Consider the following 22,625-nt stretch of genomic DNA (forward strand, 5'->3'; position numbering starts at 1 on the left):
ATGGCTGACAAAGTAATCCTTACATGTACTGAATGTTTATCTAGGAACTATGTAACTGAAAAAAATAAAAAGACGCATTTGCAGCGTCTTGAAATAAAAAAATACTGCCCAAAGTGTAAAAAACACACTTTGCATAAGGAAACGAAGTGAGGGATATCATGGCAAAAGAAAAAAAAGATCGAGTTTATTCACCAGCTGGTGTAATCAGAGAACTGAAAACAGTTAAATGGCCAACTTTTAAAGAATTGATGTCTACAAGTGGAATGGTCATTCTTTTCACTTTATTATTTGGAGTTTATTTCTTTATTTGTGAATTGGTGGCTTCTGGTTTGATCAATTTTATTGTTAAAGCTTAATTTAGGAGGAAAACATGGCTGAATTGAAGAAAGAATGGTATGTAGTTAATACCTATGCTGGACAGGAAAATCGTGTTAAAGAAAACCTTGAACGTCGTGTAAAAACGATGGGTTTAGAAGATTCATTGTTTCAGATCGTTGTAGCGGAAGAAAAAGAAATTGAATATAAGAACGGTAAACCTGTTGAAAAAACTAAAAATCTATTCTCTGGTTATGTACTTGTACAAATGATCATGACAGATGAAGCATGGTATGTAGTTCGTAACACGCCAGGTGTTACAGGATTTATTGGCTCTAGTGGTAAAGGGGCTAAACCATTCCCTGTATCACAGGAAGAAATTGATTCTGTTTTACGTCGCTTAGGGCGTCAGGATATGTCTGTTCAGGTTGATTTTGAGGTTGGAGATACTGTAGAAATCTTGAATGGTGCATTTAAAAATAGTGAAGGAACAGTTGAAAAAATGGATGATGACAAGAAAGAGGCAACTGTTTTATTGATTTTATTCGGACGTGAAACACCTACAGATATTCCTTATATGGATCTAAAGAAAGTCGACTAGACTTTCTTTTTTTGGAGGTTGAAATGAAAACGGTTGTTTTAGATCTGGATGGCACGATGTATCGTGGTTCTCAAATCATACAAAGTGCTAAAGAATTTATTGATTATTGTCTTGAAAATAAGATTCCTTTTATCTTCTTAACGAATAATGCAATGCGTACACGCGCACAAAACGTGAAGCATATGTTAGACATGGGATACTCAGGAATTTCGAGTGAACAGTTTTTTAATAGTGCCATGGCTGCCTGTGCATACGCAAAAAAACAGTATTCAATCAAAAGAGCAGTGTATTTAGGCAAAGATGGATTAAAGGAAGCGATGGAACTGTCTTCCATAGAATATGATCCAAAGCATCCGCAGGCTGTCTTTGTTGGATTGAATAAAGAAGCGACTTATCAGGAATATTCTCAATATTTGGCGTATCTGTTGAAAGGTGCCAAGTTAATAGGTACAAATAAAGATCGTATCCTGGCAAGCCCAAAAGGATTTGAAATAGGAAATGGAAGTATTGTCAAGATGTTTGAATACGCTTCAAATCAAATAAGTCCTGATATTGGAAAACCGGCAACCCCTATTTTAGATTTATGTCTGGATCATTTTGAATTGGATCGTAATGATATTCTTCTTGTTGGAGATAACTTAGAAACAGATATAAAACTCGGACAAAATGCGAATATTGAAACTGTATTTGTACAGACTGGCGTTCATACAAAAGAGGATATCAAACGACTCAATATTCACCCGACATATGTAATTGATCATTTGATGGAATTACCAGCATTGATTTTTGATCATAATAATGATACAATCTAGAAACGTAGAAAGAGTGAACAAAATGGAAGATATTTTGAATGTTATATTAATGTGCCTAAGTGCTGTAATTATTATTTTAGTTCTTTTGCAGAGTGGTAAATCAGATGGTTTATCTGCTGCATTTACCGGAAGTGGTGATTTGAACTTGTTTGCGGTAACAAAAGAACGTGGACCAGAAAAGTTTATTAGCCGTATGACTTTGGTTTGCGGTATCGTATTCTTTGCGTTGGTCATTGCTTTGCAGATCGTTTAAAAAAGGGCATTAAGCTCTTTTTTTTTGGAAAGGAGGTTTTTTATGAAAAATCAAATTCTAGAATATTTAAAAATTCATCAACAAGCAACCCTAAAAGAAATCGAAAAAGCTTGTAAACCAAGAACAAGTAAAGACTTTACAAATATGATACGTTCTTTAAACGAGATGGAGGAAGAAAAGTTGATTTTTAATGATCACCATATATATCAATATATCGATCCATCCTGTATGTTTATAGGGAGCGTAAAAGATATTTCTCGTTTTGAGTTTTTAGTCAATTGTGCAGATCGCAAGATTCGCGTTGATAAAAGAAACAGCCGAAATGTTTTCGAAAAAGATGAAGTGCTTGTACTGGAAAAGGAAAAACAGAACAAGATCATTCATGTCTTTTCACACGGCATCAAAAAAATTACCGGTACATTTTATCGTCGAAGAAATGAATTGATCTTTTATAGTGATGTTGATTTTCATCGACCAATCATCATCCGTAATAAAAAAGATTTTAAGATTGAGCATCGTACAAAAGCTGTGCTGGATATTATAAAGTACAAAGATCCTTTAGAAACAAAAATTTCAGCCGTATTAGGAAAAGAACATGAAAAAGGTGTCGATATCGATGCGATGTTATATGAAAATAATGTACGAATAAATTTCAATGAGCATATTAAAAAGGAAGTTAAAAAACTGGATCAAGTTGTTACAGAAAAGGATAGAATGAATCGTGTTGATTATCGAATGTTAAAAACTGTAACGATCGATGGGGATGATGCAAGAGATTTTGATGATGCGATTTCTATTGAAGAGGATGAACAGGGCTATATCTTATATGTTCATATTGCTGATGTAAGTCATTATGTAAAGAAAAATAGTGCGATAGATAAAGAAGCTTATTTACGCTCAACAAGCATTTATTTAGCTGATCGAGTTGTACCAATGCTTCCATTTGAATTGTCGAATGGAATCTGTTCATTAAATCCAAATGTAGATCGATGTACGCTAACTTGTAAAATGCATATTGATACAGCAGGAAAATGCACATCGTATACCATTGTTCCAAGTCTGATACATTCGGATCAACGCTGCACGTATGCGAAAGTGAATGCGTTGCTCGAAAATGATCCAAGTGTTTTAGCTGAATACGACAATGTAAAAGATCTTTTATTACGATTAGAAAAATGCGCAAGAAGTTTACAAGAAAAATCCATGGAAAGAGGATGTATTGATTTTAATTCAAAAGAAGCCAAAATTATATTAAATAAAAACGGCAAACCTGTTGATGTACAATTGAAAAGCAGAGGATTTGCGGAGCAGATGATTGAAGAATGCATGATTTTAGCTAATGTATGTGTGGCTAATTATTTACATTCACATAGCTTGCCTTGCATGTATCGTGTGCATGAAGATCCAGATCCAAAAAAGGTTTATTCTTTATGCTCTATTGCGGATATCTTACACGAAGAAATTAATTTTGATCCAGAGCATATTCAAGCCAAGGATATTCAGTTGTTATTAGAACAAGTGAAAGATCCAGCAAATAAAGAAATTCTTTCAATTGTAGCTTTAAGAACAATGCAAAAAGCCCGTTATGATGAAAAATGTATTGGTCATTATGGATTGGCTTTATCGGAATATTGCCATTTCACATCACCAATTCGCCGATATTCAGATCTTATCGTTCACCGTATGTTAAGAAAATACTGTTTTGAGGAGTGTAAAAAAGATCCACGATATGATATGGAAATCATTCAGGAACAAAGTTTGCATGTATCTTCAAAAGAAAGAGATGCGATTGCGATAGAACGTAAAGTCGATGATTACGAAAAAGCTCTTTATATGTCTTCTAGAATTGGAAAGCGATTTAAAGGAACAATTGTTGGTGTGCAGAGCTTTGGATTCTTCGTTGAATTGGAGAATACGATCGAAGGCTTGGTTCCTATCCGATCACTATATGATGATTTCTATGAATTTGATGAAGATACAATGTCATTACAAGCGCAAATGACAGGGAATCGATATCAGATTGGTCAAAGTGTTAACGTAGTATGCATGGAAACAGATATAAACAAAGGGCAAATCACCTTTGCCCTTTGTTAGATAAGATTAAAATGTTTTAAAGCCCAGTATACACCATCTTCGCTCACTGGTTTTGTGACATAGTTGGCAACTTGTTTTACGCTTTCTACAGCATTTCCCATGGCAATACCGCATCCAACAGTTTCCAACATATCTTTATCGTTACCGCCATCGCCAAATGCCATAGATTCATCTGCAGAAAAACCAAAATACTCCAAGATTTTTTTGGTTCCAATACCTTTACCACCAGTGGCTGGTATGATGTCCATTGCATCAGGATGCCATCGTGTACAAGTTGTGTGATTTAGATCTTTTAAGATCATTGGCTCTTGATCTTTTGTAGCTGCAACCATCATTTGGTAGATATTCTCTTTGATCAGTTCATCAAAGTTTTGTAAGACTTTGGCTCCATTAGGATCGGCAATCAACATATAATCATCAAGTTTTTTATCATAGAAGTTGGCACCCATTAATGTATCGGAAGCTGCCATGCAAGCTTTATCTATTTCGGATGCGTTTTGTATGACTTTTTTGACATCTTGAGGATCTAAGTGATTTTCATAAATGATCTCATCGTTGTAAAGACACAATTGTCCATTAAAAGTCAAAAAGCCATCAAATTCGATACCATCAAATTTAGGTACGATATAATATGGCCTTCCAGTAGCCGCAAAAATTAAAATTTTGTTTTCTTTGAGTTTTTGTAGAGCATATTTTGTTTTGTCGCTCATATCATCGGCATCAATATCAATCAATGTTCCATCAATATCAAAAAATATAATTTTGACCATATTCGAATTCCTTTCTATACAAATTCGATTATAAGGAATTCAATTTAATTGTCCAATTCTTTTTTGTTAAATACAAAAAGTATTTATACGTACAAATTCCAATTAGAAAAAAAGGTTTTTTTTGTGTTTTGCCTTTTCATATGAATGGATTGTGATATAATTAATGGCAGTAAGGAGGTTTTTCCCATGGGATTTATGGATAAAGTTAAAGACTTTGTTGCTCCAATTGAAGACGAAGATGAAGGTTATGAAGCAACTGAAAAAGTGCAGCCAGTTGTAGAAGAACCTGTGGAAACTCAAAGTCGCTATGAAAGGCCAAAAAGTCGTACTAATGCATCAACTTTGAGTGCAAATACTAAAATGGTATTATTTGAACCAAGAAGTTTTACTGAGGCAGAAGAAGTAGGACAGCGATTAAAAGAAGGTCGTGCTGTTGTTGTTAATTTGCATAAACTTGACAGAGATTATGCACAGCGTACAATTGACTTTTTAACAGGTGTTGTTTTTGCTTTAGACGGAAAAATTCAAAAAATTGGTCAGAATGTGATCTTATGTTCTCCAGCTCAGATTGGTGTTCAAGGACAGATCAATTTAGGAAATCCTGACGATTTTGATGAAGAATAGTCAATAAATGAATTTTAACGAAAAAGGTCATGAATTATTTATATCGCAAATACAGGATCAAATACGATCATGCCAGAAACGATATCAAATGGTTCAGACCTCTTTTTTAACGCCTGTTCAACAAGAAATCGTACAAAAATTAGCTGGTAAAAAAATAATGTATTCACTATATGGTGGATATGAAAATGCACAAAGAAAAGTCGCTTGTTTTTCTTCTTATGAAACAGATTTTGAATATGGAATAACGATCCTTGTTTCTAAGGTCGATCTAAGATTTCGCAAGGTTTCTCATAAAGATGTTCTTGGAGCTTTAATGAATTTAGGTATCGAAAGAGAAATGCTGGGAGATTTGATCGTTGAAGAGGATCGCATCATTATTTTTGTCAAAGAGAAGATGGCTGAATATATCATGCAAAATACGAATCGAATCGCAAATTGTCCTGTTTCTTTTGAAATACTAGATAATATTACGATTACTTCTAAATTGACCGAGGAAATTCTTGTGAATGCATCTTCATTGCGTCTGGATGCGATTATATCCAGCTTAGCACATGTATCAAGAAGTGAAGCGACAATGATGCTGCGTCGTGGTTTTGTAAAACTTAATGATGTCGTACTTGAAGAAAATCGACAATTATGCAATAATGATTTTGTTTCAATCCGAAGATGTGGACGTTTTCAGTTTAAAGAAGTAAAAACTGTAACGAAAAAGGGACGTCTATTACTTCGATTTGATAAGTTTATCTAAGCAATTATAGAAGACGCGTCAGAATTTCGATTCTTTTTAGAGAGTATCTTGTATTGGTGAAAAAGATATATAGATAGATTTTCTGGTATCACTTCTTAGCTGATTTTTTGAACTAATAGTAAAAAAATCCGGTTAAGCACCGTTATAAACTTGTTTAAGGGCACAAATCGTTTGATTTGTGAACTAAGGTGGTACCGCGTTATTAACGTCCTTAGAGAGGACGTTTTTTTTATGGAAAAGGAGAGTAAAAATGGATTACAAAGAAACACTACACATGCCTAAAACAGGTTTTGAAATGCGTGGTAATTTGCCAAAGAAAGAACCTGGAATCCAAAAATCATGGCAAGAAAATCATTTATTTGAAAAAATGTTGGAACAAAGAGAAGACGCTAAACCTTTTATCCTTCATGATGGTCCTCCATATGCCAATGGGGATATTCATTTAGGACATGCTTTAAACAAAATCTTAAAAGATGTTATCAACCGTTCTCATTATATGGAAGGATATAAGATTCCGTATATTCCTGGTTGGGATACTCATGGTCTTCCTATTGAAACAGCTGTTACAAAATTAGGTTATGATCGCAAAAAGATGCCTTTAGCTGAATTTAGAAAAATTTGTTATGACTATGCTATGGAGCAGGTTGAAAAACAAAAACAAGGATTCTTATCTTTGGGTTCTATTGGCGATTATGATCATCCTTATATTACACTGACAAAAGATTTTGAAGCTGAACAAATCAAGATTTTTGGAAAAATGGCAATGAAAGGATTGATCTATAAAGGATTAAAACCAGTTTATTGGTCACCAAGCAGCGAATCAGCATTAGCGGAAGCTGAAGTTGAATATAAAGATATCAAATCGCCAACAATTTATGTAAAATTCCAGGTTAAAGATGGAAAAGGCGTGCTTGATACAGATACCTATTTTGTCATCTGGACGACAACTCCATGGACAATTCCGGCTAACCTAGGAATTGCGGTTCATCCTCAATTTACTTATGCATTGGTAAATACCGATAAGGGTAAATTGGTCATGTTGGAAGAATTAGTTGAAACATTATGTCCAAAATTTGAATGTAAAGAATATGAAGTAATCAAAACATTCAAGGGTAAGGAATTTGAATATATTACTTGTACTCATCCTTTGTATCCTGAACGTGAAAGCTTATTAATGTTGGCAGACTATGTTACAGCGGATGCTGGTACTGGTTGCGTTCATACAGCTCCTGCATTTGGTGCTGATGACTTCTATATTGGTGCAAAATATGGCTTACCAGTATACTGTAATGTCGATGAACAAGGAAAAATGATGGCTTCATGTGGGGAATGGCTTGAAGGACAATATGTACTTGATGCGAATAAAACCGTAACGATGAAATTAGATGAATTAGGCGCTTTATTGAACCTAACATTTATTACTCACGCATATCCACATGACTGGCGTACTAAAAAACCAATCATCTTTAGAGCAACGACTCAGTGGTTTGCTTCTATTGATAAGATTCGCGATGAATTATTAAATGAAATTCATTCCATTAAATGGGTGCCATCTTGGGGTGAACAGCGTATGCATAACATGATTGCAGATCGTACAGACTGGTGTATCTCAAGACAGCGTGCATGGGGTGTTCCAATTCCTATTATTTATGGTGAAGATGATACTCCATTGATGGATGAAGCAATTTTTGATCATGTTTCTGACTTGTTTAGAGAATATGGATCAAATGTATGGTTTGAAAGAGAAGCCAAAGATCTTCTTCCTGAGGGGTATACAAGTGAACATTCTCCAAACGGTATCTTTAGAAAAGAAGTAGATACGATGGATGTATGGTTTGATTCAGGTTCCAGCCATACACCTGCTATGTTAAAGCGTGGTTTAGGATATCCTGCAGATTTATATTTTGAAGGTTCTGACCAATATCGTGGTTGGTTCAATTCTAGTTTGATCGTAGGAACTGCAGTTTATGGTAAAGCTCCTTATAAACAAGTTTTATCACATGGATTTGTCATGGATGAAAAGGGAGTTAAGATGTCAAAATCACAGTGGAATGCGGTTGCTCCAAGTGAAATTACGAAGAAATATGGAGCTGACATCTTACGTCTATGGGCATGTAGTGTCGATTATCAGGCAGACTGCTCCATGGGTCAAAACATCTTGAAACAAGTATCAGAGAACTATCGTAAAGTTCGTAATACATTCCGTTTCTTGATGGCAAATTTAGATGACAATACATTCACGAAAGAAGATTGTTTACCATTCAATGAACTTTCTGATTTAAACAAATATATGCTGGTTCGTTTAAACGATATGGTTGATGAATGTATTCCAGCTTACAATGAATATCGTTTTGGTGATATTGTTACTACATTATCCACTATGATGACCAATGAGTTATCTGCATATTATCTAGATTATACAAAAGATATTCTTTACATTGAAAAAACGGATGATCGTGCACGTCGTGAAGTACAGACTGTACTTTATACAGCTGTAGAAGTCTTGGCCAAATTATGGGCTCCAATTCTTTGTCATACGACTGAAGAAATCAATAGTTTCATGAAGTTTAATGAAACATCTATTCATTTAGAAAGCTTTAAAAAGTTAGATTTAGATTTTGATACAGAAAAACTTCGCGAAGAAATGAATGTTTTATTCGCTGTTCGTAAGGATGTATTTAAAGCACTTGAAGAAGCTCGTGCAAATCAGTTAATTGGTAAATCTTTGGAAGCGCATGTATTGATCCATGTAGATGCAGATACAAAAGCTGTGATCGATAAGATTCTAGATAAACCAGCTCAGTGGCTGATCGTTTCTAAAGTAACATTCACAGACAATGAACTAACTCAATATGAAAGCTGTCAAGTTCAAGTAGAAAAAGCAAATGGACATGTTTGCCCACGTTGCTGGAACTATACAGAAGCTGAACATGAAGATGGTCTTTGTGATCGTTGTCATGATGTTTTAACAAAATAAATCTCTTTACTGCAGCCTATAGTGGTTGCAGTTTTTTTTGTGTTTAGTGTATACTCTTTGTAAGGAGATCATATGCGCTTTAAATATCTTTGGAATCCAGGTTTACCTAAAAACGAAATTCATAATATCGAGAATGGCTTATATAGTGATGAACAAATTCTTTTTTTGTGTGAAACAATCATGAATTCATACCGAATCAGAAAAAAGAAGTTTATACCTGTTGCGATTTTAGTTTTTGTAATCGTAATCATTTTGACATTAACTACTTTATTTATGATCGAAGATAAGACAGCAGGTATTTTTGCCTTTTTGGTTACAGTAGGTTTATGTAGCGGGTTGTTGTTATTTGTCTATGAAAATCATATTGAAAAAGATCGTAGACAATTTATTGTTGCGCTCTCCAAAAAGTATCCTGAATATGTTGAATTATGCAAAGATAACTAGTTTATCTTGCATATTTTTTTTGTTAATATAATGACAGGTGATGCATATGAAGACATGTAAACTTGTGATATGTGATATAGATGGAACGATTGTTGTAAAACATAAAAAATTAACATCAAGAGCCAAAAAAGTCATTAATCTGCTTCAACAAAATGGTATATATTTTGGTATAGCATCCGGTAGACCAATATTTCAAATCAAAGAAACGATCAAAGGGTGGGGGTATGATGATTTTGATGTTTTAATTGGATTGAATGGCTCTTCATTAAAAGATTCTTTGACACAAAAACAATATGAATACTTTAGGATGAAAAAAGAGTGGATCAAAGAAACGATCGAATTGATGAAACCATTTGATGCGCATCCATCCATCTATACAAACAATGCGCAAATCTTTGTTTTTGAAGATGACTTTTCGCGCCAGGCATCTACTTTTTCAGGATTGAAAACGATTGTGACTCATGATATGGCTTCTATGTATCTGAAAGACAACGCAAAGATCATGTTTCGTATAGAGGAATCTAAAATGCCTCAAGTAGAAGAATGGATAAAAAATCATCCATCTGAACATTATATTGGTTTTAAGACTCAACCTAATTTAATTGAATTTTGTGACAAACGTGTTTCAAAAGGATATGCGTTAAGATCATTCTGTTCAATGCATGATATTGATTTAGAAGAAGTTGCTGCCTTTGGAGATACGAGCAATGATAATGATATGTTAAAAATCAGTGGTCTTGGTGTCTGCTTGTTAAATGGAAGCGAAGATACCAAAGCAGCTGCAGATATCATAACAGATAAGACATGTGATGAAGATGGCTGGGCAGATTATATGGAAAAGCACTTCATTTCAAAATATATAAAAAACTAGCACAAGGCTAGTTTGAAAGAGTGACATCCTTACGGATATTATCTGTTGTTTTAATAATAAAGTCATTACATTCGATATCCGATGTGATGGCTTTTTCTTTATCTAGGATCCAAATGACACCGATATCATAGGTATCTTGTAAAGAAGAAATAAAATTAGCTCCATCCTCATAACTCATATTAAATAAGGCTGTGCTTAAACCATCTGCAAGGGTAGAATCATTACATATGATCGTGACGCTTCGTACATAGTTTGATGGATAACCGGTTTGTGGATCAATGATATGGGTGTATCTTTGATCGCTTATTTCATAATATCTTTGATAATCTCCACTTGTTACGATAGCTTTATCTTTAGTTGTGGTATATCGTACCAGGCTGGATTGTTGATCAGGGTTTCGAATACCAATTCGCCATCCATCGCTTTTTTCTGAGAGCAGGACAACATTTCCTCCAGCATTGATAAATCCGTTTACTAATCCATTTTCATTCAAAATCTCTTTGCATTTTTGAGCTGTATACCCTTTGGCAATTCCACCTAAATCTAATTTTAATTCTGGATCTAGATAATGGATCGTATTGTCTTTTATTTCCAATTTATCAAAACCGGTATGCTGCATCGCTTCTTGGATCGCAGAAGCATCTGGTAAAATACCATCTTTTCCTTCATCGTTTAATACAATACTTTCTTCTCGAGCATCATGCCATAAAGAAAGTACAGCTCCTTGTGTAATATCAAATTGTGAACTTAAACTATAGACCTTTTGTGCTTGTTGTATACATTCGATTAAATCGTCATCAACTTGAACATAGGAGTCGGCTGCTTCATTGTTTAGAGTATAGACGTTGTTGATTCCTTCATAGCTGTTGTATTGATCAAATAACTGATTATATTTTGTGAAAGTATCGCGAACGATCGTTACATATTGATCAAATTCAGAAGGAGAACATATCGCCTGAAAATCAATGGAAGTGTCAAAACCTACATCTGTTAATGTGATGTTTTGAGTTTTGGAAGAACTATTTTCTCGATTTGATATGTATGAAGTAATACATACTATAAGAAACAAAAAACAGCAGGACAACAAGAGCCATTGTTTGATTTTTGATACCTTTTTCATGAGTAATATTATATGTGAAAATTGTGTGTTTGTGAATACGAAAAGGGTTGTAAAGAACGAAAAATAAGACTAGAATTATAGATGAGTTTACTTAGGAGGAAGGTAGCATATGTCACTATTTTTAGGACCTATGAGACATCATATCCCAGGGAAAAAAGAACTTACAGAAAGTGTACCTTTAATGGAACTTCAGCCTAAAAAGGAAGTTTATATTCCTTTGGTAGCTGGAGCAAACACAGACTTTGAGATCTTTGTTCAGGAAGGTGATGCCGTCAAAGTTGGGACAAAACTAGCATGTACAAAAGCTGGGTTCTGTGTTCCAATTTATTCCAGTGTATCTGGAACGTATAAAGGGATCGTCAAACGAATGCATAATTCATTACGTCCACAAAATCACATGGTAATTGAATGTGATGGAAAACAAGAAAAGATCCAAGCTTTTAAACCTCTCGATTATAAAAGTGCTTCTAGAGAAGAATGTGTCGAGTTTGTGAAAAATGCTGGGATCGTTGGACTTGGTGGAGCAGGGTTTCCTGCTTATGTAAAGTATTCAAAACCAGAAGGCATTGACTGTGTTTTGATCAATGCGGTTGAATGCGAACCTTACATCACAGCTGATTATCGAGCTGTTATGGAAGATTGTTCTTCTTTGATCACGGGTTGTAAGATCATGAAGAAAATGGCAAATACTGACAAAGTCTATATTTGTATCAAAAAGAGTCATCCGGACCTAATAGAAAAAGTTCAATCCGAATTGCATGATGCACAAGGAATCGAAGTAAAACCAGTTCCAGATGTATATCCAATGGGATGGGAGCGTGTTTTGGTTCGTGAAGTTTTACATAAAGAATACAACGCATTACCAGCAGAAGCAGGTGCAATTGTAGGAAATGCCAGTACGGCAATTGCAATTGCCCATGCTTTTGAAGATGGAGATGCGATTTATGAAAAATGCTTGACCGTAAGTGGGGAAGGCGTTAAGAAACCAACAAATGTTAAAGTTTGTGTTGGTATGCCCGTAAGTGAAATCATTGAAGCTTGTGGCGGTTATACAAGTGAGAACGTTCGTTTGATTGCCGGTGGGCCAATGATGGGTAAAACGATCGTAAATGATATGTTTGTCGTTGATCGAGCAATGAATGCGATTACTGTGCTTCCAGATAAGCCGGTTGATGCGATTGCGTGTTTACGATGTGGTCGATGCAGTGACCATTGTCCAAGCGGTTTGCAGCCAGTTCGTATTTCACAGGCATTAAAGGCAAACGATGTAGACGAGATGGCAAAACGTGGAGCCAGCAGCTGTATCGAATGTGGTCTATGTACCTATATCTGTCCATCAAAAATTGATGTAACAGAAAATGTTCGTAAAGCTAAGCGAATCGTAGCCATGAAGAAAAAGAAGTAGGAGGCTTAGATTATGAAGTTTACTTTTCATGTAAGTCCCAATATAAAAGATCGTTTTTCAACACAGCGTATCATGTGGGAATTGACCGGTGGCTTAATGGTCATCTTCGTTATATCTTGTATATATTACGGAACTTCATACGGAATGAATTATGCGATGCAGGCAATCATTCTTCTTGCAAGTTCATTGATCACAACTTTAGTTTGTGAAGCTATTTTTGCGATATGTACAAAGAAAAAACCATTGGACTATATCAAGACATCTTTTGGCTGGGTAACATCTATTATCTTGACGATGATGGTTCCAATTTCAATGACACCATATGCATTGATCATCGCAACAGCTTGTTGTATCGTACTTGGTAAATTGTTGTTTGGCGGGTTTGGTAATAACATTTTTAATCCGGCAGCAGTAGGTAGAGCTATCATCTTTGCTTCATTTATGGGAGCAACGACAGATTTAGTTACAAGCGCTACACCAACGACTGTAATAGCTTCTACATATAACTGGTTACCAGCTACAAGTTCTGTTTTAGATACTTTCTTGGAGCAGTTTGGAGGGTTCATGGGCTTAGCTCTTGGAACGTATCCTGGTGCTATTGGTGAAACATTCTCTATTGCGATTATCTTGGTTGGTATTTATCTTGCATTCCGTCAAGTGATTGACTGGCGAGTTCCTGTTACATATCTTGGAGGTATCTTTGTCTTAACGGCAATTGTTGCTCTATTAACTGGAATCGAATCTTATCATGGTATACCTGGATTTATCTGGTATCCAGTGTTACATCTGTTAACAGGTGGTGTGATCTTTGGTGGAGTATTCATGTTAACCGATCCAGTAACAAGTCCAACGAGTGCTGGAGGAAGAGTGATCTTTGCTTTAGGAGCAGCTGTTCTAACTGTATTGATTCGTTTAAAAGCCAATCTTCCAGAAGGTTGTCTATATTCAATTTTATTGATGAACTTATTTACACCAATGATTGAAAATGCTTTAGATGGAAAACAGCTAGAAATCAAAAAGAAAGTATGGACTGGTTTTATCTGTATAGCGATCGTTGGATTAGGTGTTTCATTCTATGCAGCAAGTTCAATTGAACCAGTAACAAAAATTGAAAGCGAAGCAACTTCAATGGTTGTAGATAACGTGCCGGTTGAACACGTTCAAGAGGAGGTTTCTCTATGAACAAGATCTTAAAACTAGGTGTTTTTCTAGCTGTTGTATCAGCTATTGCAGGCGGAGCTTTGGCTTTTGCCAATGAAATGACAGCTCCTGTCATCGCTGCAAACAATGAGAAAACTGAAAAAGCAGCTTTATTGCAGATGTATCCAGATGCATCAGAATCTGATTTTGAAGAAGTAGAATTTAAATCAGAGTCTACAACAGTTCAAAAAGTTTATAAATATAATGATTTATTTATCTTTAATATGAAAGTAAGTGGCTATAAAGATGGTACAACATTCCTGGTTTCTATCAACAGCAACGATAAAACCATTGATAACTTTTTAGCTATGAGCAACGGGGATACAAAAGGATTAGGTTCTAAAGTCTTGGAAGATGATTTTAAAAACAGTCTTTTGCACAAGAGTTCAGAAGAAGAATTAGATACGATTTCTGGAGCGACCGTTTCTTCGCAACCAGTTGTCGATGCAATCAACGAGGCATCAACATATGTTGATGAGCTTAAGTAAGGAGGAACTTGATTATGAATAGGTTTCAGAATTTTAAAAACGGCTTATTAAAAGATAATCCAGTATTTTCTCTTTATCTTGGTATTTGTTCGACCTTAGCTATTACTACAAGCGTAAACAACGGTTTGGGTATGGGTGTTGCCGTAATCTGTGTATTGATCATGTCCAATGTGATCATTTCATTAGTAAGAAATATTACACCTGAAGAGATTCGTATCCCTGTTTATATCGTTATTATCGCAACTCTTGTTAAGATCATTCAAATGTTGATCGAGGCTTATGCACCTGCACTTAATACAAGCTTAGGTGTGTTCATTCCTTTGATCGTTGTAAACTGTATCATCTTAGGACGTGCTGAAGCATTTGCCAGCAAACACGGTGTTTTGGATTCAGCATTAGATGGTTTAGGAATGGGTCTAGGATATACTCTAGCTGTTACATCTATGTCTTTGATTCGTGAAGTTTTATCAACTGGTATGATTAATTTAGTGAATCCATTTGATGAAACGCAGGTACTGTTTAATATTCGTATCCTTCCAGATGATTATGTAATCAGTATGTTTAGTTCACCTGTAGGAGCTTTCGTTACATTTGCGATATTAGCAGCCCTTGTAAGTGTTTATAAAAATCATGCTGGTCAAAAAGTGGCAGCTAAGGAGGTAAAGTAGTATGGGTGAGTTAGTTACTTTATTGGTTACGAGTGTTTTGATCAATAATGTTATCTTAAATCAGTTTTTAGGAATGTGCCCATTCATGGGTGTTTCTAAGAAACGCAGTTCAGCAATCGGTATGGGCGTTGCGGTCATGTTCGTTATTGTCGTGGCTGCAATTGTAACATATGGTTTGTATTATCTTGTATTGGTACCACTAGGATTAGAATTCATGGATTTGATTACGTTCATTCTTGTTATCGCATCTTTGGTACAGTTAACGGAAATGTTTATCAAGAAAACAAGTCCATCTTTGTATAAATCACTTGGTGTTTATCTACCTTTGATCACTACAAACTGTGTTGTATTGAATGTATGTTTGGTTAATATTTCTAATCATTATGATTTTGCTCAAATGCTTGTATATTCATTTGGCACGCCATTGGGTTTTGCTTTGGTATTGTATATTTTCTCTACGATTCGTGAACGTTTAGATCTTTGTGATGTACCTAAACCATTTATTGGAAATCCAATCGCATTGATCGTTGCAGCTATTATGTCTATGGCGTTTAGTGGATTGGCAGGAATCGTTTAATGAAAATCGTTTTAGCAATCTTATTTTTTGCCCTTTTAGTGACAATTTATATCGTGCTTTATTTAATGAACAAAAAAACCCCACTTCCAGAGGGGTGTGAAAATTTAAAAGCCGACTGTGAAGGCTGTAAGGATTATGCTTGTACGAATAATCCAGCGCATAATTCTAGAAAGGATTAAGCTTTATGTTATATGCAATTTTAATGATGTTAGTTTTAGGGGCAGTCTTGGGCTTAGGCCTTGGAGTTGCTGATAAGTATTTAAAAGTAGAAACAGATGAGCGTGTTGACACTGTAACGGGAATGCTGCCTGGTTATAACTGTGGTGGTTGTGGATATCCAGGCTGTTCAGGTATGGCAGAAGCTTTGGTATCTGGTGAAATGGATCATATTGCCTGCAAACCTTGTAAAGATGACAAGAAAAAAGAAATTGTCGATTATCTTGCAAGTACACCTGGTCCAGATGGAAATACGATAAAAATCAAGGGATAGCTTGGCTATCCCTTTTTTGCATATGTATGGATCCATTCTTCAATCTGTCTAGCATCTGGATCAATATAAATTGTTTTATATGATTTCATTGTCACAAAGCCGATTTTAGAGCCGGGTACTTTTTTGATTTGAGAAATAGGGCAGTAATCAACAGGAACACTGCTTGATTCTTTTCCTTTTGAATAATAAGCAGCTAAATTTGCACACATACGTATCAATTCTTCATTTAATTCATCGGTTTTTATCAATACATGACTTCCGTGGTAATCTTTGACATGAAACCACATATCTTGTTTACGGGAAAGATGATGCGTAATGTAATTGTTTTGAATGTTATTTTTACCAACATAGATTTCTGCATTTGGTAATACGAGCTTTAAAATATTTGGTTCTTTTTTCTTCTTCTGTCTTTGATTGATCTTTTTTGGCATCAATACCCGTTGTTTGATGAGTTCTTCTCGAATCTCCAGAGCATCTTCTACAGAGCAGAATTTCAATTGCTGCTGCAACTGTTCAAAGTATTCAATTTCTTTTCTACACTGTACGATTTGTTCTTGTAGAATGATTTCTCCACGTTTTAGTTTATGATATTTTTGATAAAATTTATTGGCGTTATCCTTGATATCAAAACGCATATCAAGTGGAATTTCTATCATTTTACCTGTTTCAAAGCTTTCAAGACGAATGATTTTTTCTTTTTTGATCTGCGATTGATACGCAAAGAGCAGATCTCCATACTCTTTGTATTTCATATAATCTTGAGATTCATGAAGGCTTTCTTCCAATTTCGGCAATTTTTTCTTTAATTTTGCGAGTTCTTTATCTACTGTTTTAAAAACATCACCACATTGCTCCTTGATCCGTTGTTTCTGTTCTTTTTCGATAAATAAATGATCAAGTCCATCCATAAAATCATAGACTTTAGGTGTTTTTTCTAGATGTTTTAATTCAATACAATGAAAATCTTTATCATAAACATAGAGTTGATTGGATTGAAATATTTCTTCTAAAATGTCTTCGAACTTTTCGTTTTTGTGTAAACGGTAGATAAACTCTTTTGATAACAAAGGAGAAAAGCCATAAACCTGATCCACAAGACTTTGATCAAGATCCAATGATTGAATGTGTCTAGGATCTTGTTTAAGAGGTTGTGGTGGTAGGGTGTATTTTGCTCCAGGATGAACTAAGCGTTTTGAATTTTCAAACACGGGAATGCGCTTTAAAGCATCAATAATGATATCTTTTTCATCAACCAAAACTAGATTGGCGTATTTGCCCATTAATTCAGCATATAGCTTTAGATGAGATATATCTTGAAATTCATTTCTTGCTTCAATATCAAAACGAACGATGCGATCAAATCCAATTTGTTCAATTTTTGTAATAATAGCTTGTGAACATTGTTTTCGAAGCACCATAACAAAGTTAGAAGGGCTTGGTTGTGTATTCCTTAAACTCTTAGAGATGTAAACACGACTGGTGTTGGAATGAACGTTGATAACTAGGCGTTGAGCCTTTGCTTTGCGTGGATGGATATGAAAGAGTATTTCTTCATCCGATACGTTTTGCATTTTTCCAATCTTACAAGGTGTTAATTGATTGAGTTTATTTGTTAAAGTATGTAAAAGTAATCCATCGATTGCCATAAAATCTCTCCTTTATAGTCCAATTGTATCATAAAGTCTTTGACAGTCGAAGTGATGACTTGTACAATGTATAAAAAGGAGAGTTTATGAAAAAAGGGTTATTGATTATTCTCAGTGGTCCAAGTGGAGTAGGAAAGGGTACAGTTCGTCGTTATTTTGAAAATGATGAGCGATTAAATCTCGCCTATTCAACATCTATGACAACACGTGAACCACGAAATGGTGAAATCGACGGGAAAGATTATTTCTTTACTTCACGACAAGATTTCGAAAACGCAATTAAAAATGGTGAATTATTGGAGTATGCAGAATTTGTTGGAAACTACTATGGAACACCATTAAAAGAAGTTGAAAAATTAAGAAATGAAGGCAAGAATGTTATTCTTGAAATCGAAGTTCAGGGAGCAACACAAGTTCAGGAAAAATGTCCAGATGCCTTAAGCATTTTTATCATACCTCCATCAATGGAAGAGCTGGAAAAACGAATTCGTGGAAGAAAAACGGAAGCTGAGGAAATCGTTCAACAGCGTCTTGCCAAAGCGGCCCAGGAAATGAAGATGATTCCTCAATATAAGTATATCGTATGCAATGATGATCCTAAGCTTGCTGCAGAATTGATCACTACGATCATCTTAAGACATATTGAATTAGAAGAAAATAAATAGGCTGAACTATCAGCCTTTTTTTCTAGGCATATCATTCGCTTTTTTATGGATCTGTGTCCATAATAAAAGTAGGAGGTAATACGTATGACAAAAAAAGTATGTATCATAACAGGCGGTACGAGAGGTATCGGATTTGCAAGTGTGAAAGCCTTTTTAAAAGAAGGATATCAAGTGGTGTTTTATGGCTCAAAAGAAGAAACCGTTACAAATGCTTTAAAAAACTTGAATTATGATAATGTAGAAGGAAGATGGATCAATTTAAATGATGAAAAGCTTGTAAATGAAGATTTTACCCAAATTAAAGAAAAATATGGAACGATTGATGTGCTGATTAATAATGCTGGTCTTTCGGATTCGGCATCATTTTTAGATTATGATGTAGACCGTTTTGATAAGATCATGAATTTAAATTTGCGTGCAGTATATATTACGACACATGCAGCTGCAACTATCATGAAAGAGCAAAATCATGGTGTCATTTTAAATACAAGTTCTATGGTGTCTTTATATGGACAGTCAGCTGGCGTAGCATATCCAGTAAGTAAATTTGCGATCAATGGCTTAACTAAATCATTAGCTAGAGAACTTGGTAAATATGGTATTCGCGTTAATGCGGTAGCTCCAGGAATTATTAATACAGATATGGTAAAACAGCTTCCTAAAGAAATGATCGAACCTATGATCAATGCGATTCCATTAAAACGAATTGGGGAACCAGAAGATATTGCATCCGCTTTTGTTTTCCTTGCTAGTGATAATGCAAGCTATATTACAGGAACTATTTTATCTGTTGATGGAGCAATGATGTCTTAATTGGTTTTGAATCTGTCTTAGTTGGTACTTGATTTGCCTTTTGTAAGAAATTTAATATAATGAAAGCACTTACGAAGGGAGTGGTAATGATGAAAAATGTTCCAACTGTTTCAACAAGATTCCACTCTTTTCCACATTTATAACTGGGGTACGTTTGCGTGTTCCAGTTTTTATATTTTTGATCGTTATAAAGAACGGAGGAGATTAAAATGGATCAAAATTTCAACAAGGTTTTCTGGGATGCTTGTGCAAATGGCGATTTTGCGATGGCAGCAAGTCAAATTAAGGCAGGAGCCGATGTAAACTATCAAAATGGAGATGGACGTACAGCTTTGATGCGAGCATCAAAAAGGGACAGAAAAGATGTGGTACAGCTGTTGATTGATAATGGAGCCGATGTTAATTTGGTGGATAATAAGGGTAAAACGGCTTTAATGGCAGCTGCCAAAAAAGGAAATAAAACAATTTGTAAAGCTTTACTTGATGCAGGAGCTGATGTGAATGCAAAAGATGATCGAGGACGCACTGCTTTGATGCGTGCTGCTTTATTAGGGCAGGATCGTTGTGTTGAAGTATTGCTGGATGCTGGAGCAGATATCAATGCACAGGATGAAGTTGGACGCACAGCTTTGATGGAAGCTTGTATCGCCTTTAAACGTGATACTGTTTCTATGTTGTTGGAAAGAAATGCAAATGTAAATTTATTTGATAATAACGGATGTACTGCTTTGATGCGTGCTGCCTATGGAGGTTATCCAAGCCTTGTTGAAAAACTTTTGTCTTATGGTGCCGATAAAGACATGGAAGATAAACAAGGAAACGTCGCACTTGATTACGTGCGTGAACATTGCCGAGCTCAATTAGAGCCGATCTTACGTTAAGGAGGTTTTTCCATGAGAGACTATTTAAGCAGTGAAGTACGTAACGTTTGCGTCATTGGACACAGCGGTGCGGGAAAAACTTCTGTATTGGAATCCATGTTATATTATACGAAAGCGACAGATCGATTTGGTAAGACTTCAGAAGGAAGTTCAATGATTGACTTTGACGCTGAAGAAATTCGCCGTGGTATCAGTGTCTACACGTCCATCGTTCCAATTGAATGGGAAGACTGTAAAATCAATTTTATCGATACACCAGGTTATCTTGATTTTGTTGGAGAAAAACAAGCTGGATTTGCCGTTGGTGACAGCTGTTTGATCGTAGCAAATGCAAAAGATGTACTGGAATCAGGAACTCGACTTGCTTATAAACAAGCGATTGCCGCTAAAAAACCTACAATCTTCTTTATTAATAAACTTGATGAAGAAAACACAAGTTTCCAGGAAGCTTATGATAAACTTCATGAAGCTTTTGGTAAGAGCATCATTCCATTTGAAGTACCGATCGTAGAAAATGGAGAATGCGTTGGTTCTGTTAACATCATTCGTAATAAAGCATGGTACTATAAAGGACCTAAGGCTGATGGCGACAAACCACATCCAGTACCAGAAGATATGCAGGAAGAAGTTAATCTATATAAAGATCAGATTGCTGAAGCAGTGGCTATGGGTGATGATGATCTTATGGAAAAATTCTTCTCTGGAGAAGAATTCACCGATGCAGAATTAACTCGTGGTGTTCGTATTGGTGTTCGCAATGGCGAAATTTGTCCGGTATATTCAGGAAGTGCAACACAGTCTATTGGTATTCAACGTTTAATGGATCTGATCGTTACATATTTCCCAACATATTCTGAAAAAGGTATGTATACGGCGACTTCACCAAATGGTGTAAAAGTGGAATTGATGACAAGTGAAAAAGAAGTCTTAACAGCGCAAGTCTTTAAGACGATCATTGACCCATTTGTAGGTCGAATCTCATATGTTAAAGTTTTAAGTGGTGTTCTATCAAGTGATTCTGTGGTTTCAAATGCAAATAATGGAAAACCAGAAAAAGTAGGTACGATTTTTATTATCAAAGGTAAACACCAAACGGCTGCTGGTAAATTATTTACAGGCGACATTGGGGCTATTCAAAAGCTTCAATATACGAAGACCAATGATACGCTGTGTGAAAAAGGAAAGCTTGTTATGGCAGATCCAATCGTATTTGATGAGCCAATGTATGGACAGGCTGTTTTACCTAAATCAAAGAATGATGAAGATAAACTTTCAAATGGTCTGGCAAGGCTGCAGGAAGAAGATCCTACTTTCAAAGTAATAAACAATGCAGAAACAAAAGAGACTGTCATTTATGGTATTGGTGATCAGCATCTTGATATCATCGTTAACAAATTAAAGAACAAATATAAAACAGAAGTTACTTTATCCGATCCTAAAGTAATGTATCGCGAAACCATTACAAAAACAGCTGTTGGAGAAGGACGTCATAAAAAACAATCTGGTGGTCATGGGCAGTTTGGTCATGTATTTGTTGAATTTACACCAAATCCAGATGAAGAAGAAATGGTATTCGCAGAGAAAGTATTTGGTGGTGCAGTTCCAAAACAATATTTCCCAGCTGTTGAAAATGGGCTTCGTGAATGTTGTAATGAAGGTACTTTGGCTGGCTATAAAATGGTTAATGTTAAAACGACATTGTTGGATGGAAAATACCACGATGTAGACTCGAGCGAAATGGCATTTAAATTAGCAGCTCGTTTAGCATTTAAAGATGCTATGACGAAAGTGAAGCCAATTTTGTTAGAACCTATCATGAATGTTACTATTAAAGTACCTGATGAATACACAGGAACAGTCATTGGTAATCTAAATAAACGCCGTGGAGCTATCATGGGTATGACACCGGATGAAGGAGATCAGATCATCGAAGCACAGGTTCCTATGTCACAAATGGCAAAATATTCTGTTGAATTAAGAAGCATGACGCAAGGTCTTGGAACATATACAATGAGCATGGATCGTTATGATCCAGTTCCAGAACCATTTGCTTCTAGAATTATTCAGGAACACAACAAAGATTAAGCAAAAAAAGAGGGTCTAACAGTTGAGTAGTTTTTGAACTACTTTGGACTATTAGTCCCTTTTTATATGTGTATGAAC

General features: G+C 35.4%; 25 protein-coding genes and 1 other annotated feature. Of the genes, 22 read left to right on the forward strand and 3 right to left on the reverse strand.

All coding sequences use genetic code 11. The annotated features are described in order from the left end of the window. Genes rpmG through rnr form a run of 6 tightly spaced genes read left to right on the forward strand, consistent with a single transcriptional unit; the run spans position 1 to position 4,075 of the window. Positions 1-150 carry a 50S ribosomal protein L33 gene (gene rpmG, locus PND65_RS04470; protein ID WP_022355955.1) on the forward strand — a complete coding sequence of 50 codons (150 nt, stop codon included), beginning with the start codon at positions 1-3 and terminating at the stop codon, positions 148-150. A gap of 8 nt (positions 151-158) precedes the next feature. Further along, positions 159-356: a preprotein translocase subunit SecE gene (gene secE, locus PND65_RS04475; protein WP_087158811.1), complete on the forward strand. Its 198-nt coding sequence runs from the start codon at positions 159-161 to the stop codon at positions 354-356. Between the two features lie 14 nt (positions 357-370). Next, on the forward strand, positions 371-916 hold the full coding sequence (gene nusG / locus PND65_RS04480) for a transcription termination/antitermination protein NusG (protein ID WP_015535723.1): 546 nt from the start codon (positions 371-373) through the stop codon (positions 914-916). A gap of 23 nt (positions 917-939) precedes the next feature. After that, complete coding sequence (locus tag PND65_RS04485) at positions 940-1,728, forward strand: HAD-IIA family hydrolase (RefSeq protein WP_022355952.1); 789 nt, start codon at positions 940-942, stop codon at positions 1,726-1,728. A 22-nt stretch (positions 1,729-1,750) separates the two neighbouring features. Then, entirely contained in the window at positions 1,751-1,981 is a 231-nt protein-coding gene (gene secG, locus PND65_RS04490; RefSeq protein ID WP_022355951.1) for a preprotein translocase subunit SecG, read from the forward strand. A gap of 42 nt (positions 1,982-2,023) precedes the next feature. Further along, positions 2,024-4,075 (forward strand): ribonuclease R, encoded by a 2,052-nt coding sequence (gene rnr, locus PND65_RS04495; protein WP_271990685.1) that lies wholly within the window; start codon positions 2,024-2,026, stop codon positions 4,073-4,075. Here rnr and PND65_RS04500 read toward each other — a convergent pair. Continuing rightward, positions 4,072-4,845: a Cof-type HAD-IIB family hydrolase gene (locus PND65_RS04500; RefSeq protein WP_035402339.1), complete on the reverse strand. Its 774-nt coding sequence runs from the start codon at positions 4,843-4,845 to the stop codon at positions 4,072-4,074. The genes rnr and PND65_RS04500 overlap by 4 nt on opposite strands. A gap of 186 nt (positions 4,846-5,031) precedes the next feature. Here PND65_RS04500 and PND65_RS04505 point away from each other — a divergent pair, with 186 nt between their 5' ends. The 5 genes from PND65_RS04505 to PND65_RS04525 all read left to right on the forward strand — a co-directional run bounded on the left by PND65_RS04505 (position 5,032) and on the right by PND65_RS04525 (position 10,509). Then, positions 5,032-5,469 (forward strand): cell division protein SepF, encoded by a 438-nt coding sequence (locus PND65_RS04505; RefSeq protein WP_035402341.1) that lies wholly within the window; start codon positions 5,032-5,034, stop codon positions 5,467-5,469. 7 nt (positions 5,470-5,476) lie between these two features. Next, the gene (locus PND65_RS04510) at positions 5,477-6,217 is read left to right on the forward strand and encodes a YlmH family RNA-binding protein (protein ID WP_195190928.1); all 741 of its coding nucleotides are present in this window, start codon (positions 5,477-5,479) and stop codon (positions 6,215-6,217) included. Continuing rightward, positions 6,212-6,433, forward strand: a binding site (T-box leader). Its footprint overlaps the gene before it by 6 nt. Positions 6,434-6,467: 34 nt before the next feature. Further along, positions 6,468-9,194, forward strand: coding sequence for an isoleucine--tRNA ligase (ileS, locus tag PND65_RS04515; protein ID WP_195190929.1), 2,727 nt, complete (start codon positions 6,468-6,470; stop codon positions 9,192-9,194). Positions 9,195-9,266: 72 nt separating this feature from the next. Next, on the forward strand, positions 9,267-9,638 hold the full coding sequence (locus tag PND65_RS04520; protein ID WP_035402346.1) for a hypothetical protein: 372 nt from the start codon (positions 9,267-9,269) through the stop codon (positions 9,636-9,638). A 46-nt stretch (positions 9,639-9,684) separates the two neighbouring features. Next, positions 9,685-10,509 carry a Cof-type HAD-IIB family hydrolase gene (locus tag PND65_RS04525; protein WP_035402347.1) on the forward strand — a complete coding sequence of 275 codons (825 nt, stop codon included), beginning with the start codon at positions 9,685-9,687 and terminating at the stop codon, positions 10,507-10,509. A gap of 7 nt (positions 10,510-10,516) precedes the next feature. Here PND65_RS04525 and PND65_RS04530 read toward each other — a convergent pair whose 3' ends face one another. After that, positions 10,517-11,629 carry an FAD:protein FMN transferase gene (locus PND65_RS04530; protein ID WP_271990683.1) on the reverse strand — a complete coding sequence of 371 codons (1,113 nt, stop codon included), beginning with the start codon at positions 11,627-11,629 and terminating at the stop codon, positions 10,517-10,519. A gap of 109 nt (positions 11,630-11,738) precedes the next feature. Here PND65_RS04530 and PND65_RS04535 point away from each other — a divergent pair, with 109 nt between their 5' ends. From PND65_RS04535 to PND65_RS04565, 7 genes are read left to right on the forward strand one after another with little or no spacing between them, the layout of a single operon-like run. Continuing rightward, a complete protein-coding gene (locus PND65_RS04535) occupies positions 11,739-13,034 on the forward strand; it encodes an RnfABCDGE type electron transport complex subunit C (RefSeq protein ID WP_022355942.1) in 1,296 nt (431 codons plus the stop codon). 12 nt (positions 13,035-13,046) lie between these two features. Beyond that, entirely contained in the window at positions 13,047-14,216 is a 1,170-nt protein-coding gene (locus PND65_RS04540) for an RnfABCDGE type electron transport complex subunit D (RefSeq protein WP_271990681.1), read from the forward strand. Then, complete coding sequence (locus PND65_RS04545) at positions 14,213-14,722, forward strand: FMN-binding protein (protein ID WP_087319197.1); 510 nt, start codon at positions 14,213-14,215, stop codon at positions 14,720-14,722. Before PND65_RS04540 ends, PND65_RS04545 begins: the two co-directional genes overlap by 4 nt. A gap of 14 nt (positions 14,723-14,736) precedes the next feature. Then, complete coding sequence (gene rsxE / locus PND65_RS04550) at positions 14,737-15,390, forward strand: electron transport complex subunit RsxE (protein ID WP_087158821.1); 654 nt, start codon at positions 14,737-14,739, stop codon at positions 15,388-15,390. Position 15,391: 1 nt separating this feature from the next. Beyond that, positions 15,392-15,967: an electron transport complex protein RnfA gene (locus PND65_RS04555; RefSeq protein ID WP_015535217.1), complete on the forward strand. Its 576-nt coding sequence runs from the start codon at positions 15,392-15,394 to the stop codon at positions 15,965-15,967. Then, positions 15,967-16,146: a hypothetical protein gene (locus PND65_RS04560; RefSeq protein WP_022355938.1), complete on the forward strand. Its 180-nt coding sequence runs from the start codon at positions 15,967-15,969 to the stop codon at positions 16,144-16,146. Before PND65_RS04555 ends, PND65_RS04560 begins: the two co-directional genes overlap by 1 nt. Positions 16,147-16,151: 5 nt before the next feature. After that, on the forward strand, positions 16,152-16,457 hold the full coding sequence (locus PND65_RS04565; protein ID WP_015535216.1) for a (Fe-S)-binding protein: 306 nt from the start codon (positions 16,152-16,154) through the stop codon (positions 16,455-16,457). A 5-nt stretch (positions 16,458-16,462) separates the two neighbouring features. Here the strand turns inward: PND65_RS04565 and PND65_RS04570 are convergent, their stop codons facing one another. Continuing rightward, positions 16,463-18,103 (reverse strand): Rqc2 family fibronectin-binding protein, encoded by a 1,641-nt coding sequence (locus PND65_RS04570; RefSeq protein ID WP_022355937.1) that lies wholly within the window; start codon positions 18,101-18,103, stop codon positions 16,463-16,465. Between the two features lie 86 nt (positions 18,104-18,189). On the opposite strand from PND65_RS04570, the gene gmk reads away from it, so the two are divergent. The 4 genes from gmk to fusA all read left to right on the forward strand — a co-directional run bounded on the left by gmk (position 18,190) and on the right by fusA (position 22,547). Then, complete coding sequence (gene gmk / locus PND65_RS04575; protein ID WP_022355936.1) at positions 18,190-18,768, forward strand: guanylate kinase; 579 nt, start codon at positions 18,190-18,192, stop codon at positions 18,766-18,768. An 84-nt stretch (positions 18,769-18,852) separates the two neighbouring features. Then, entirely contained in the window at positions 18,853-19,581 is a 729-nt protein-coding gene (locus PND65_RS04580; protein ID WP_187365571.1) for an SDR family NAD(P)-dependent oxidoreductase, read from the forward strand. Between the two features lie 209 nt (positions 19,582-19,790). Beyond that, on the forward strand, positions 19,791-20,462 hold the full coding sequence (locus PND65_RS04585) for an ankyrin repeat domain-containing protein (RefSeq protein WP_015535215.1): 672 nt from the start codon (positions 19,791-19,793) through the stop codon (positions 20,460-20,462). A 12-nt stretch (positions 20,463-20,474) separates the two neighbouring features. After that, positions 20,475-22,547, forward strand: a complete 2,073-nt coding sequence (fusA, locus tag PND65_RS04590; protein ID WP_271990678.1) for an elongation factor G — start codon at positions 20,475-20,477, stop codon at positions 22,545-22,547. Positions 22,548-22,625: the final 78 nt, after the last annotated feature.

The sequence above is a fragment of the Faecalitalea cylindroides genome (assembly GCF_028321995.1).
GTDB lineage: Bacteria > Bacillota_I > Bacilli_A > Erysipelotrichales > Erysipelotrichaceae > Faecalitalea > Faecalitalea cylindroides.